At 37.4% G+C, this 13,538-nt stretch carries 11 protein-coding genes, 1 other RNA gene and 1 pseudogene; 6 read left to right on the top strand and 7 right to left on the bottom strand.

The features are described from left to right. Window positions 1-34 precede the first annotated feature (34 nt). From O9A_RS06055 to ssrA, 5 genes are all read right to left on the bottom strand, one after another. A complete protein-coding gene (locus O9A_RS06055) occupies window positions 35-2,371 on the bottom strand; it encodes an ATP-dependent helicase (protein ID WP_034459714.1) in 2,337 nt (778 codons plus the stop codon). Window positions 2,372-2,491: 120 nt separating this feature from the next. Further along, window positions 2,492-2,743 (bottom strand): ribbon-helix-helix domain-containing protein, encoded by a 252-nt coding sequence (locus O9A_RS06050; RefSeq protein WP_034459712.1) that lies wholly within the window; start codon window positions 2,741-2,743, stop codon window positions 2,492-2,494. After that, window positions 2,730-2,936, bottom strand: a complete 207-nt coding sequence (locus O9A_RS06045; RefSeq protein WP_034459710.1) for a DUF4169 family protein — start codon at window positions 2,934-2,936, stop codon at window positions 2,730-2,732. Before O9A_RS06045 ends, O9A_RS06050 begins: the two co-directional genes overlap by 14 nt. An 11-nt stretch (window positions 2,937-2,947) precedes the next feature. Continuing rightward, window positions 2,948-3,493 (bottom strand): SspB family protein, encoded by a 546-nt coding sequence (locus O9A_RS06040; RefSeq protein ID WP_034459706.1) that lies wholly within the window; start codon window positions 3,491-3,493, stop codon window positions 2,948-2,950. Window positions 3,494-3,663: 170 nt separating this feature from the next. Further along, window positions 3,664-4,019: a transfer-messenger RNA gene (gene ssrA / locus O9A_RS07790) on the bottom strand. Window positions 4,020-4,113: 94 nt separating this feature from the next. On the opposite strand from ssrA, the gene O9A_RS06035 reads away from it, so the two are divergent. After that, entirely contained in the window at window positions 4,114-4,419 is a 306-nt protein-coding gene (locus O9A_RS06035) for a DUF2853 family protein (protein WP_034459703.1), read from the top strand. 19 nt (window positions 4,420-4,438) lie between these two features. On the opposite strand, the pseudogene O9A_RS06030 reads toward O9A_RS06035, so the two are convergent. Then, window positions 4,439-5,796: pseudogene (locus O9A_RS06030) on the bottom strand (MFS transporter). Window positions 5,797-6,712: 916 nt separating this feature from the next. Next, window positions 6,713-8,020: an MFS family transporter gene (locus O9A_RS06025; RefSeq protein WP_034459700.1), complete on the bottom strand. Its 1,308-nt coding sequence runs from the start codon at window positions 8,018-8,020 to the stop codon at window positions 6,713-6,715. A gap of 227 nt (window positions 8,021-8,247) precedes the next feature. Between O9A_RS06025 and O9A_RS06020 the strand changes: the two genes are divergently transcribed. The 5 genes from O9A_RS06020 to O9A_RS06000 all read left to right on the top strand — a co-directional run bounded on the left by O9A_RS06020 (window position 8,248) and on the right by O9A_RS06000 (window position 13,427). Next, window positions 8,248-9,042, top strand: coding sequence for a thymidylate synthase (locus O9A_RS06020; RefSeq protein ID WP_034459697.1), 795 nt, complete (start codon window positions 8,248-8,250; stop codon window positions 9,040-9,042). Then, window positions 9,039-9,548 carry a dihydrofolate reductase gene (locus tag O9A_RS06015; protein WP_034459695.1) on the top strand — a complete coding sequence of 170 codons (510 nt, stop codon included), beginning with the start codon at window positions 9,039-9,041 and terminating at the stop codon, window positions 9,546-9,548. The genes O9A_RS06020 and O9A_RS06015 overlap by 4 nt, the downstream gene beginning before the upstream one ends. 117 nt (window positions 9,549-9,665) lie before the next feature. Then, a complete protein-coding gene (gene hflK, locus O9A_RS06010; RefSeq protein ID WP_034459693.1) occupies window positions 9,666-10,811 on the top strand; it encodes an FtsH protease activity modulator HflK in 1,146 nt (381 codons plus the stop codon). 2 nt (window positions 10,812-10,813) lie between these two features. Next, window positions 10,814-11,758 (top strand): protease modulator HflC, encoded by a 945-nt coding sequence (gene hflC / locus O9A_RS06005; RefSeq protein ID WP_034459691.1) that lies wholly within the window; start codon window positions 10,814-10,816, stop codon window positions 11,756-11,758. A 151-nt stretch (window positions 11,759-11,909) separates the two neighbouring features. Further along, complete coding sequence (locus O9A_RS06000; RefSeq protein ID WP_034459690.1) at window positions 11,910-13,427, top strand: Do family serine endopeptidase; 1,518 nt, start codon at window positions 11,910-11,912, stop codon at window positions 13,425-13,427. Window positions 13,428-13,538 lie beyond the last annotated feature (111 nt).

The following is a 13,538-nucleotide window of genomic DNA, read 5'->3' as shown; positions in this document are numbered from 1 at the left end:
TTTTCATTTGGAAAGGGAGTTTTTTGTGTATATGCTAAGCTTTGCTTACAAAATTATCAAGCACTCGTTTTTCTCCTGCTTTTTCAAATACAATGGTTAATTTATGACCATTTATTGCTGAGATATAACCATAACCGAATTTTATGTGAAAAATTCGATCATTGATAGAAAAATCTGATGGAGTTTCAGAGATTGATTGAGTGATGACTTTTCCTTTAATGTTCTTTTGTTCGTGTTTTTGTTTTAGTGTCGAATAATCATTATAAAAGGGATTATGATGTTTAAAGTGTGACTTCCCATAGCTACCATAAGATGTTTTCATTTCTATGATTTCTATATGTTCTTCTGGTAATTCATTAAGAAAACGAGAGGGAAGGGTAGATTGCCAAAATCCATGAATTCTTCGATTGGATACAAACCATATATGCAAATGCTTTTTTGCTCTTGTTAGCCCTACATAAGCTAGTCGTCGTTCTTCTTCTAATCCTGAACGCCCGCCTTCATCTAATGAACGCTGGTGGGGAAAGAGCCCTTCTTCCCAACCAGGAAGAAAAACGGTTTCAAATTCAAGCCCTTTAGCTGAATGGAGAGTCATAATGTTGACTGCATCAGTATTTTCATCGTTTTCAGCATCCATAACCAGTGCAACATGTTCTAAAAAACTAGGGAGGCTCACGAATTGTTCCATAGAGCGAACCATTTCTTTGAGATTTTCTAGTCGTGTTGGTGCTTCCGGTGAGCGATCTTCTAGCCACATAGCTGTATAGCCTGAATCATCGAGGATTATTTCAGCAAGTTCTCTATGCGGTGTGTTTTGTAGCATATTTTGCCAGCGACGGAAGTTTTCAACAACACTTCGCAGAGTGCTGCGTGCTTTGGGCTTTAACTCATCCGTTTCAATGATTTCAGTGGCAGCGGTAAATAGAGGAATAGCGCGTGTACGTGCACTCTCATAAATAGTGCGTAAAGTCGCATCTCCTAAACCACGTTTTGGTATGTTAATAATACGTTCAAAAGCTAAGTCATCTGCTGGTTGAACCACAACACGCAAATAGGCCATGGCATCACGTATTTCCATTCGTTCATAAAAGCGTGGACCCCCAATGACACGGTAATTGAGACCAAGTGTTACAAAGCGATCTTCAAATTCACGCATTTGGAATGATGCACGCACCAATATAGCCATATGATTTAATGAATGACCGGCTTGTTGCGCGCGTTCAATTTCTTCTCCAATTGCGCGAGCTTCTTCTCCAGAATCCCAAGCAGCATGAATTTTTACTTTTTCTTCTTCGGTATTTACTTGATCAGAAAAAAGAGTTTTCCCAAGTCTTCCTTGATTATGAGAAATCAGATGAGAAGCGGTTTGAAGAATATGAGATGTTGAGCGATAATTGCGTTCTAAACGAATAATTTTTGCAGGAGGAAAATCTTTTTCAAAACGTAATATGTTGTCAACTTGAGCACCACGCCATCCATAAATGGATTGGTCATCATCACCAACACAACAAAGGTTGATATATTGTCCCTTAGGTTGTTGTGCCAAAAGGCGGAGCCAAAGATATTGTGCTGTATTCGTATCTTGATATTCATCTACAAGAATATAACGGAATTTAGAATGATAATCGCGAAGAATGTCTGGGTTATTTTGGAAGATAGAGATAGAATGAAGCAGAAGATCACCAAAATCACATGCATTGAGACTTTTTAATCGATTCTGATAGCTTCGATAAAGTTCACGTCCCATGCCGTTACCAAAGGAATGGGCGTCACTTTCTGAAATACGTTCCGGTGAAAGTCCTTGGTTTTTCCAAGAATCAATCATTATGGAAAGGTTTCTTGCGGGCCAACGCTTATCGTCCAATCCTTCAGCTTGAATAAGCTGTTTTAAAAGCCGAGTAACATCATCACTATCAAGAATTGTAAAGTTACTTTTTAAGTTCACAAGTTCTGCATGGCGGCGCAAAATCTTTGCACCGGTGGAATGAAAAGTTCCAAGCCAAGGCATGCCTTCAACAATTTCACCAATAAGTTCACTAATACGCATTTTCATTTCACGTGCTGCTTTGTTGGTGAAAGTTACAGCGAGTATTTGTTGAGGTGAAGCAAGCCCAGAGTGCAAAATATGAGAAATGCGCGTTGTCAGAACGCGCGTTTTTCCAGTACCAGCACCTGCAAGAACTAAAAGAGGCCCTTCTGTATTCATAACGGCCTGTTGTTGTTCGGGATTGAGCTTTTCCAAATAATCAGCACTATATCGTGTTTTTTCTTCTGCTGTTACAATGCGGGCGGTTAACCCAGAGTTATTTTCATGCTTATGGGGAGAGGAGGTATCTTCAAAGAATGGTATTTGATTAGAAAAATTATTCATTATACCTTCTGTGTAGTCTTTTTTTTATCTGAGTGCTAGGTTTAAAAAACTTTTCCTTAAAAGAAACAATACCTTCAGCTGAATAAAAAAGACAAAGATCGTGAAAAATAAAAACGGATATTAAAGGCGTTGGGTGAGAACACTCTCAAGTGCATAAATGCGTAATGAAGAGGAAAGATTCATTTGTTGGGGTCTTTTGCTGTCAATATCAGTGATAATAAAGGCTAAAGATTGTCCTTTTTTACGTGCTATGGCTTTCAGAATGTCCAAAAACGGTTGCTCTAAAGATACACTTGTTGCATGTCCATTAATGCGAACAGATACTTTTTGCAAAGTCACTTTTGACCAATCAATAGAATCACTTATTTCCATTCTTTCTTACTTTTTCACTGTGCCACAAACGGTTTTGATCAAGAAATTTTTGTGTTTTTAAGGATTCTTTTTGTTCAAAATTTTTTTCAGCTTTTGTTCGTTCAAAACGATAACGATTCTCTTCTGCATGAACAGCTCGTTCTGCACGTTTTTTTTGTTTTCGAAATTGGCGAAGGTTAATCAGTTTTGTCATAGGAAAATTATTTATTTTTTTCGAAAAGAATCTAAAGAAACAACCTCAGCACTTTGTTTGGTATCATTGTTTGAAGAGTCTTTATTTGTTTTAGAACTTTGTTCTTTTTTGAATTTGTTTTCTTTTTTTTGTTTGTCCGAAAAAATAACAGGTGTAGACTCAATATTTTCTAAATTTTCACCTTCTTTAGAATTAAGGTTTGAAGGCAAGTCAAATGCTGCTTCAAATGCTGCTACAGGGTCATAAAATACTTGGATAGAATGAAAAGGAATTACTAATTTTTCGCTGATTTCTCTAAAAGAGAGGGTTACTTCGAAAGCAGTTTCTGACACGTTTAAGTCTCTAAATTGATGTTGTAATACAATTGTTATTTGTTCTGGATAACGACTTTTAAGCCGAGTAGAAATCTTTACTCCCGGTGCATTTGTCAAAAAAGTAATAAAAAAATGGTGATTACCCGGAAGACCTGCTTTGGCAACTTCCGATAAAACCTTACGTATAACCCCACGCAGCGCATCCTGAACGAGAATATCGTAACGGATTTGATCTTGAACCATCGAAATTTATTCCTTTTATTTTACACAGCAGTTGAACGTAAATGGTATCGTGCAATAAAATGTTTATTTAAGTTAGCAATATTTTATCTATGATGCATCTTATTAATCGCGAAAAACACGAAATTTTATGATAAATAGTGTTTGAAATCTCAATCAATCATACTGACAAAAGTGAAGGCTTCTGTTGCCAGGTGCCTTCGAACCCCGCTTAAACCTGCGACGGTTTAAGGCTTAATTTGAAGCATTCACACCACCTCACGCGGCGAGACGTGCTTCCGCATAGTTGTCATTTGCAACTATTCATTTAGTCCGATAACGGTGGTACTATACCGAGTAAAAGAGCAATCTTTACACTTTTGTCGATCCTATTTCGCCCCCACCAAAATATAACAAACTAAATTATATTTTGGTGGAGGCGCCGGGTACTGCCCCCGGGTCCAATAAGTTTATTTCATTGTCCATTTATTACCATAGCTGGCAAGCCAGCTCTCTAAATATAGATGAAGAACAGCCTTTGGAAAAGGGGGGTTGTTAATATTTTAAGTCCTCTAGTTATTTATGAAACTATACGATGCGGTTGTAAAGTACAGCCGCTAATTTTTGAAGAGGAGATGGGCAGAATGACAAATGATCTAGCAGATATTAAATTATATGATCCAAATCCTGATGAAGCTGCAATAGAACGTCTTCGTCATCGTTTAGCTTTGGTGATGAAAAAGCAGGATGCATCGCTCGTTGCTACATCGGATCCACAAGAGTTAGAGCGAGTTGAAAAATGGGTTCAAGATATTTTAGGTGCTGATGAGCAGAGTGCTAAGAGGAGTGTTTTAAAAGTTGCAAACATGATGTCAGGAGATCGTAGAAAAAGTCGTATGACTTTTTATTATTTGATAGCTAGACAATTAAATGCACTTCATAAAATTTAAATACTATCACAACTGGATTTTATATAATCATTACAAAAAAGCTCAATGACCTTTGGGCTTTTTTGTTTAATGGAGAAAATTTACAGAGTTCATCATCTTGGAAGTATCCTCCTTTTCTCATATTCAGTACAAAGAGAGGAGCGATGAATGTAATGATCATCACACCGGTTATGTAAAAATAAAAGAGTGATTCATATACCATATTTAAAAATCCAAGTGTTACATATTCAACAGAGCTACCAAATAATGCGTTTACAATAGCGTGAAAAGACTCACTCTTAGTGCTCGTGCTGAAGCAGGGAACATTGCTGATTTTACAATACAAGAGATCGATGTGTACATACTCGTAATACAGAGCATGCTAATAATGAGTAATAGGGCAATTATGTGTGTTGCCAATTAAGCTAAGCTCGGGAAATGTAAAGAGTGCAGAGAGTATACTCCAAATGATGAGTAAAGTTTTTGTTCCAATTTTATCGGCTAAGATACCAGCTAGTGGTTGGAATAGTATGGAAAACAAACAATGCGCTAGTCATTATCGTTGTGGCAGTATGTTTATCAAAACCGGTGGTTGTTATCAGGTATTTCTGCATATAAGTCTTACAGGTGTTTAAAATGTGAGAGATCCTCCTGATGCAAAGAGAGCAATCACAATGAAGGCTTTGCTGTGTTTGATAAAAGTTCTATAAGACTATCAGTGTGAATTTGAGAGCGGCTTTCTTTTGTGGTTGTTTCATAAAGTGAGCGACGCAGATAAATCGTAACCACTACTCCTAAACCACCAATTACAAAAGGAATACGTCAGCACCGTGATTTTAATTGATTTTCTGTAAGATAAAGCGCTAAAATAAATGTAATAAAACTAGCAAGAAGCTGTCCTGTGATAAGTGTAGCAGATTGAGAAGAAGCAAAGAAACCACGATATCTTTTTAGGGCAACTTCGCTCATATAAGTTTCTGCTGTATCATATTCACCACCTGCTGAAAGTCCTTGCATCATTCGGATTAAAAGCAGAAGGATTGTCGCTGTTATTCCAATAGTTTCGTAAGTGGGAAGTATAGCTATGAGAAAAGAATCACCACACATTACAAAATAGAGTATGAGCATTGAACGTTTACATCCATAACGGTCGGCAATGAAGCCGAAGAGCTACACTCCAATATGGCGTATAAGAAAACCAATAAATAAAGACTCCTGCGTTTTTTAACAGTTGTATAACAAACCACCTGAGGGAAAGAACTGTGATGCAAAATAAATTGACGTAAATGAGTAAACGTAAAAATCATACCATTCTACTAAGTTTATTGATGCGCTAGATATGATAGAAAAAATACGTTTCCTTGTATCATGTGGTGTTGAAGTTATTTCGCTTTTCATGAAGTGTTCCCCTTTTCGCAGTTTTTATTTTTCTAGTAAGATATTCATATGAAACTGTATTTTGATTTTTTATTAAATGTTTTAAAAGTGATACAATGAGCTTGACCATTCAAATTGAAAGAGCATGGAGAGAGAATGAGTTTGTGACAGCAGATGCAGTTTAATTTCCATTGTTAAAAAATAAGGAAACTGTATTTTGCTTCATTATACTAGGTTTTTATGATTTCTTAGAGCGGCTACAAGTTTTGTATGTTGAAAAGAACAAGAGTATCCTCTTGAAAATGAATGTTTTGAGAGTAAATTGTATTTTTGTTCTGAGCGATCAGTTGTATTCTTGGACAGTTTTTGAGGGATGTTATATTGATTAAATCGCATTATTTTAACTATGGTTAAGAAAAACAGAGTTTCTTTTCTTCATTATGAATTTAGATACAAATAAAACACCTATAGAAGTCTCATATTTTCCGATTCATATCATTTTGTTATTTACAAAATGGTACTCTTAGGCGCGTTTATGCACTGTTTCGTATTCATTGACAGATTTGTACTATTTCAAGGTATTAAATTTTAAATGCGTTTACTATAGTGAGGTAAGGGCAAAAAAATTGGCTTTTCTTTGACGCGGTTTATTGTGCACATAGATATTATGATAATTCGCAATCTGTACACTTATAATTGAAAATGGTTTTGTTGTTTGTTTTTGTGAGTTTATCTTAAAAAGAATGGGGATGGGTTAGATGCACTTTTTGTTAATGGAATAAGTAATTCTCAAAAAATGTTCAGTATTCTTTCTAAGGCTTCTTTATAGTATCAGAAAGTAGAGATGGAAGTTTTAAAACACTTGATTTCATTTATTTTGTACACATAAAAAAGCTCAGTATTCTGAATTCTGAGCTTTTTTTGTTTAATTAAAAAGTTAATTAATATCATCGCCTTGTAGATAGCCTTTTTTACGAGCATCTGGCATGAAGAGAATTGCGATAAATGCGATGATCATCATACCGGCTATGTAAAAATGAAATACAGATTCATAGCCGATCTTTTTAAATTCGAGTGCTACAGTTTCAGCCGAACCACCAAATATCGCGTTTGCAATGGCATAAGAGAGACCAACTCCCATTGCACGTACTGAAGCAGGAAACATTTCTGCTTTTACGATACCAGAAACGGATGTATAAAAACTCATAATACAGAACATCCCAATTACGACGGATAATGCAACCCACGTATCATTAGTGTTACCAATTACTTTAAGTGCAGGAATCACACAAATGATAGATAAAATACTCCAAATAAGCAGTGAGGCTTTTGTACCAATTTTATCGGCTAGAGAACCAAAGAGGGGTTGGAGTAACATGAAAACGAAGAGTGCAGCCGTCATTATCGTTGTGGCCGTGTGTTTATCAAATCCGGTAGTTGTGATTAGATACTTTTGCATATAAGTCGTACAAGTATAAAATGTGAGTGAACCTGCAGCTGTAAAGCCAATAACGAGAAAGAAAGCTTTCCTGTGATTGCAGAGCAGTTCTTTAAGACTGCCAGCCTGTTTTTTAGAACGACTTTCTTCTGTGGTTGTTTCATGAAGCGAACGACGCAGATAAATTGCAACAATTGCTCCTAATCCGCCAATCGCAAAAGGAATACGCCATCCCCATGCTTTTAACTGATCTTCTGTTAAATACAGGGCCAGAATAAACATAACCAGACTGGCGAGAAGTTGACCACCAATAAGTGTGGCATATTGGAAAGAACTAAAGAAACCACGACGATTTTTGAGTGCAATTTCGCTCATATAAGTTGCTGTTGTGCCATATTCACCACCAACTGAAAGTCCTTGAAGCATACGTAGTAAAATAAGTAGAACCGCGGCTGTTGCTCCAATCGTTTCATAGGTAGGAAGAATGGCAATGAGGAACGAACCACCGCACATCATAAAGACAGAAATAAGCAAGGAACGTTTACGCCCATAGCGATCAGCAATAAATCCAAACAACCAGCCACCAATTGGACGCATGAGAAAGCCGATAAAAAAAACAACAGAAGACTTTAAAAGTTCTGTAACAACATCTCCATTAGAGGGAAAGAACTGTGATGCAAAATAGATGGACGTAAAAGAATAAACGTAAAAATCATACCATTCTACCAGATTACCTGATGCACTAGATATAATAGAGAGAACACGTTTTTTTGTATCATGCGGTGCTAGAGCTTTTTCATTCTCCATAAGTCTATCCCTTTATTTTATTTCATACTGTTATGTATTGTATTATCATCCCTGTATTTATTCCCCTAGGAGCTGTCTACAGTATTTTATCTTTTGCGTCAAAAATTTCATCAAATCATGGTAATTTCTTGTGCAAGAAATTTGAGGAGAGAGATTTAAACTATGTTTTTATAAATTTTATGGTTTCTATTTTCTATAATCAATAGAATCGGTCATACTGCTTTATTATGAAAACCTACCTTAATCTTTTATCTCATGTTTTAAATAAAGGCATTGATCGTACTGACAGAACTGGTGTTGGAACACGGTCGGTTTTTGGTTATCAGATGCGGTTTGACTTACAGGCTGGATTTCCATTATTAACAACGAAGAAATTGCATTTACGCTCGATCATTTATGAGCTTTTGTGGTTTCTTAGAGGTGATACCAATATCGCTTGGTTGAAAGAACATGGTGTGTCAATTTGGGATGAATGGGCTGATGAAAAAGGCAATCTTGGTCCTATTTATGGTTATCAGTGGCGTTCTTGGCCAGTTCCTAATGGATGTCATATTGATCAGATTAGTCATCTTTTGATGATGATTAAAAAAATGCCTGATTCTCGTCGTTTAATTGTATCTGCGTGGAATCCTGCCTCGATAGAGGAAATGGCTCTTCCACCTTGCCATTGTCTTTTTCAGTTTTATGTTGCCGATGGTAAGTTGTCTTGCCAACTTTATCAACGTTCGGCAGATATTTTCTTAGGTGTTCCGTTCAATATTGCTTCTTATGCGTTGTTAACAATGATGATTGCACAAGTAAGTGGTCTTAAAGTCGGCGATTTTATTCATACTCTTGGTGATGCCCATCTTTATTCTAATCATTTTGAACAGGCTCAACATCAATTGTCTCGTATACCAAATGCTTTGCCGTTGATGCATATAAATCCAGCGGTAACAGATCTTTTTTCTTTTAAATTTGAGGATTTTGAATTGCTTAATTATGATGCACAACCACATATCAAGGCGTCGGTAGCAGTATGACTTTTCCCATTTGTTTAATTGCAGCTGTTGCAAAAAATGGTGTTATTGGTCGTGAAGGTGCAATGCCTTGGCATTTATCGACGGATTTGCAACGTTTTAAGGCTTTAACTTTCGGTAGGCCTGTGATTATGGGGCGAAAGACTTGGGATTCTCTCAGGGTTCCTTTATCAGGGCGTACAAATATTGTCATTACGCGCAATTCTGCATTCAATGCTCAAGGTGCTGTGATTACTCATTCTTTGTCTCAGGCTTGTTCTATCGCAAAAAAAATGGCTTCTCAAAATGGTGCGGATGCAGTTTTTATTATTGGTGGTGGGGAAATTTTTCAACAAGGTTTTGGTATTGCTGATAAAATATTCCTTACAGAAGTTTTAGATTCCATCGAAGGTGATAGTTTTTTTCCTGTTTTCGATAAAGAGAAGTGGACTATTGTGCAAACACAATATATTCCAGAAGGAGAGAAAGACAGTCATCCGACACGTTTTGTGGTTTATGAGCGAAAATAATTATTTGTAATTAGGTGAAAAGAGGCTATCAGTTGCCTTGTAATGAGATAAGAGGTACCCTATAGATCAAGTGAATGGTTGTTATTTGAGGAATGCTAGTCAGTTAAAGAGGTGATGATGCCCTGGACAAATCAAAATGGTGGTGGCCCGTGGAGCGGCGATAAAAATAAGCTTAGTGGTGATAAAAAAACACCCTCTAAGAATCTTTTCGGTTCTGATGGTAATAACGGCGGTGACAATAGTCCGAATATTGATGATATTTTGCGTAAAGGGCAGGATCAATTTAAACAATTTGGCAGAAATGGGCTTTTTGTTTTGTTATTTCTGTTTGCCGTGTTATTTTGGCTGTATCAGTCTCTGTATATTGTTCAGCAAAATGAACAAGCGGTAGAATTGTGTTTTGGTGTGCCTAAGACAGAAATTATCGGTGATGGTTTGCACTTTCACTTTTGGCCAATTGAGACCTATATGAAAGTGCCTTTAACAGAAAAAACAATCGCGATTGGTGGTCAGCCGGGGCAGAGGCAACAAAGTGAAGGTTTGATGCTTTCTAGTGACCAGAATATTGTTAATGTCAATTTTTCCGTTTACTATCGTATTTCACATCCAGGCCAATTTTTATTCAATGTGAATGATCAAGAAGGGACGGTTCGTCAGGTTTCTGAGAGTGCAATGCGTGAAGTCATTGGTTCGAGGCCTGTTGATGATGTTTTACGTGACAAAAAAGAAGAAGTTGCGAGTGATGTCAGAAAAATTATTCAGTTGACCGTAGATAAATATCAGCTTGGTATTGAAATAAGTCGTGTGTCGATCAGTGAAGCCGCTCCTCCTACCAAAGTTGCTGCTGCTTTTAATTCTGTTCAGCAAGCAGAACAGGAACGTGGGCGAATGATTGAAGAGGGAAATCGTGTGCGTTTTAATAAGATTGGTTTAGCCAATGGTGAAGCTTCAAGAACGCGGGAAGTTGCAAAAGGTGAAAAAGCACGAATGGTTGAGGAGGCAACAGGGCGTGCTGAGCGTTTTCAAGCTATAGCTCGTGAATCTGCGATTTCACCAGAAGCCGCTCGTTATCGTCTTTATATGGAGACGATGGGGCGTATTCTTTCTTCTCCAAATAAGTTGATTCTTGATCAAACGAATTCTTCAGCGGTGCCCTATCTTCCTTTGAATGAATTGTTGCGTAGCAATTCATCAGAAAAAGTGAGAACAAGATCAGCGCATTCTGCATCGTTGTTGGATAATCGCATTTCTGAAGGACGCTAATTATGCAGCAGTTTCGTTTTTTGTTTATGTTAAGTGCCATAGTGCTGATTTTGATGGTTTTGTGGATGTCCGTTTTTATTGTCTATCCTCGTCAGCAAGTGGCAATTAAACGTTTTGGGCAAATTGTTAAAGTGGAGTCTGATCCTGGGATTTATTTGAAAGCTCCTTTTGTGGATAAGAGAATCGTTGTTGATAACCGCTTGTTACGTTATGATGTTCCTACGCAATCTGTACAGGTTCGTGGTGGTGCCTATTATGAAGTAGATGCGTTTTTTATTTATCGTATTACAGATCCTAAGTTGTTTTTACAGCGCATTGCTTCTGGGCGTCCGCAAATTGCTGCACGTGAAAATCTTGCTCCGCGTTTTATTGATGCCTTGCGTGCCGTTTATGGTAAACGGGAATTTAAAGCCGCTTTATCAGATGAACGGGGAGCTATGATGGCTGAAGTACAACGCCAATTTTCTGTAGATGCCGGTTCGTTAGGTATTACTATTGTTGATGTGCGTATTCGCAAAACTGATTTAACCGATGCGGTTTCAGAAGATGTTTATCGACAAATGGCAGCTGAACGGGAGGCTGTAGCAGAAAATATTCGTGCTCGTGGTCAGCAAGAGAGAGATCGCATTGTGGCGGAAGCTAATCGTGAATATGAAGAAATTGTAGCAGCGGCAAAGCGTGATGCTGAAATTACTCGTGGTGAAGGTCAGGCTGAAAGTATTCGCCTTTTATTGAAAGCGAGGGAGGCTAATCCATCCTTTTACGATTTTTGGTTGGCGATGGAGCAATACAAGAATTTAGAGCTTACTCCGATGGTGATTTCACCAAATGAGGATTTCTTTTTCTATTTTCGTAATTTACCACGGGCAAATGGGAAACTTTCATTGATGAATGCTAATGGAAATACTGGACTTAATAAAACTGTTTCAAAATTTGGGGAAGAATAGAGAAACACTCGATTGCGGACACGAGCTTTCGCGTGAGAAGTGTAATATTTGGTTGCTTTCTTTTAGGGTAAAAATGGGTATTGAGCTATATTGATTTTGCAGGGATAAATTTGGTGTGGCTCTTTTTACTGTTTTTGGTTAAAGGCGTGTTATGGGTAGAAATGTCATAAGTGAAAATACGTCTATAAAGTGCTTTCTCATAAAAGTTTTTGTTAGCGTACTTTTGTTTTTATTAGGATCAATGAATTTATCTTGGGCTTGGGAGACAAAGAATATATCGCTTTCCGTTCCTGATCTCGCTGCTCAGCTTTTGGAGACAGTTGTGAATATTTCCACAGCACAGACAGTTGATGGGACCGAACAAGATGAACATACTTCGGTACCCGTTATTCCAGAAGATTCATTGCTACAAGAATATTTTACTGATTTTTTTTCACCTAAAGATGATCAAAAAGAGAGTCAGTTTCAAAAAGTACGTTCTTTGGGATCTGGTTTTGTGATTGATGCACAAAAAGGGCTTATCGTTACAAATTATCACGTTATCGTTGATGCTGATGATATTGAAGTGAATTTTACCGATGGTACAAAACTAAAGGCAAAATTACTTGGAAAAGACAGCAAGACTGATCTGGCACTGCTTCAAGTGGACGTAGGAAGTAAAAAATTAAAAGCCGTACGTTTTGGTGATTCAGAAAAGGCCCGTATTGGTGATTGGGTGATGGCTATTGGTAATCCTTATGGTTTTGGTGGAAGTGTAACGGTTGGTATTATTTCTGCACGTAATCGTGATCTCAATGCTGGTCCTTATGATAATTTTATTCAGACAGATGCTGCGATTAACCGAGGCAATTCTGGTGGTCCGTTATTTGATAGAAATGGTGAGGTTATTGGAATTAATACAGCAATTGTTTCGCCTTCTGGAGGGTCTATTGGTATTGGTTTTGCTATACCATCGGATATGGCTCTTTCTGTTATCAATCAATTGCGTGATTTTGGAGAAATAAGGCGTGGTTGGTTGGCTATTCGTATTCAACCGGTGACAGAGGATATTGCAAAAAGTTTGAAACTAGACAATCCTGTGGGGGCATTGGTTGCAGGTAAAATGGAACAAACGGATGTAGATAATAGCCAGTTGCAGATTGGCGATATCATTCTTTGCTTTGGGAATGCAAAGATTAAGCATGCACGTGATTTACCGCGTTTGGTGGCGGAAAGTCTGGAAGGGAAGGTAGTGGATGTTACTGTTTTGCGCAATGGACAAGAAAAAACAGTAAAAGTTAAGCTTGGACGTTTAATTGAGACAGATACGAATGAGAATATGGTAGAAGAATCTGACAATGAAAAAAGCGGTTCTGTATCGAAAAGCAAGACGATGCAATTTATGGGAATGACATTATCTGAGCTTACAGCGGGTTTACGTCAACATTATTCTATTACAGATAAAATTCAAGGATTGGTCGTGACATCTGTTGCAAAAAATAGTGCGGCGGATAAAAAACGTATTCGTACTGGTGAAGTGATTGTTGATATTAATCAAAGTACTGTTACAACACTTGATGAGGCTAAAAGACGTATTCATAAATTACGTGAAGCTGGACGCAAAAATGCTCTCTTTATTATTGCTAGGCCAGATGGGGAATTACGATTCGTAACGATCCCAATGGATTGATATTTTGAAGATTGATATTTTAGTAATTCATTTTAAAAAATGTGTATTTAATCATCGGTGTTTTTTGTATCACTATAAAAATAATGGGTAGGTAGGAGTTTTTTCTCTAGT

The organism is Bartonella koehlerae C-29, assembly GCF_000706625.1.
In the GTDB taxonomy this organism is placed as follows: Bacteria; Pseudomonadota; Alphaproteobacteria; order Rhizobiales; family Rhizobiaceae; genus Bartonella; species Bartonella koehlerae.
The sequence above is the reverse complement of the archived record's forward strand: the minus strand, read 5'-3'. Positions and strand labels throughout refer to the sequence as shown.

Bases quoted from the DNA above. Each gene is read 5' to 3' on its own strand.
- O9A_RS06020 (WP_034459697.1), top strand. From the start codon at position 8,248: ATGAAAACCTACCTTAATCTTTTATCTCATGTTTTAAATAAAGGCATT.
- hflC (WP_034459691.1), top strand. From the start codon at position 10,814: ATGCAGCAGTTTCGTTTTTTGTTTATGTTAAGTGCCATAGTGCTGATT.
- O9A_RS06035 (WP_034459703.1), top strand. From the start codon at position 4,114: ATGACAAATGATCTAGCAGATATTAAATTATATGATCCAAATCCTGAT.
- O9A_RS06025 (WP_034459700.1), bottom strand. From the start codon at position 8,020: ATGGAGAATGAAAAAGCTCTAGCACCGCATGATACAAAAAAACGTGTT.
- hflK (WP_034459693.1), top strand. From the start codon at position 9,666: ATGCCCTGGACAAATCAAAATGGTGGTGGCCCGTGGAGCGGCGATAAA.
- O9A_RS06040 (WP_034459706.1), bottom strand. From the start codon at position 3,493: ATGGTTCAAGATCAAATCCGTTACGATATTCTCGTTCAGGATGCGCTG.
- O9A_RS06015 (WP_034459695.1), top strand. From the start codon at position 9,039: ATGACTTTTCCCATTTGTTTAATTGCAGCTGTTGCAAAAAATGGTGTT.
- O9A_RS06045 (WP_034459710.1), bottom strand. From the start codon at position 2,936: ATGACAAAACTGATTAACCTTCGCCAATTTCGAAAACAAAAAAAACGT.
- O9A_RS06000 (WP_034459690.1), top strand. From the start codon at position 11,910: ATGGGTAGAAATGTCATAAGTGAAAATACGTCTATAAAGTGCTTTCTC.
- O9A_RS06050 (WP_034459712.1), bottom strand. From the start codon at position 2,743: ATGGAAATAAGTGATTCTATTGATTGGTCAAAAGTGACTTTGCAAAAA.
- O9A_RS06055 (WP_034459714.1), bottom strand. From the start codon at position 2,371: ATGAATAATTTTTCTAATCAAATACCATTCTTTGAAGATACCTCCTCT.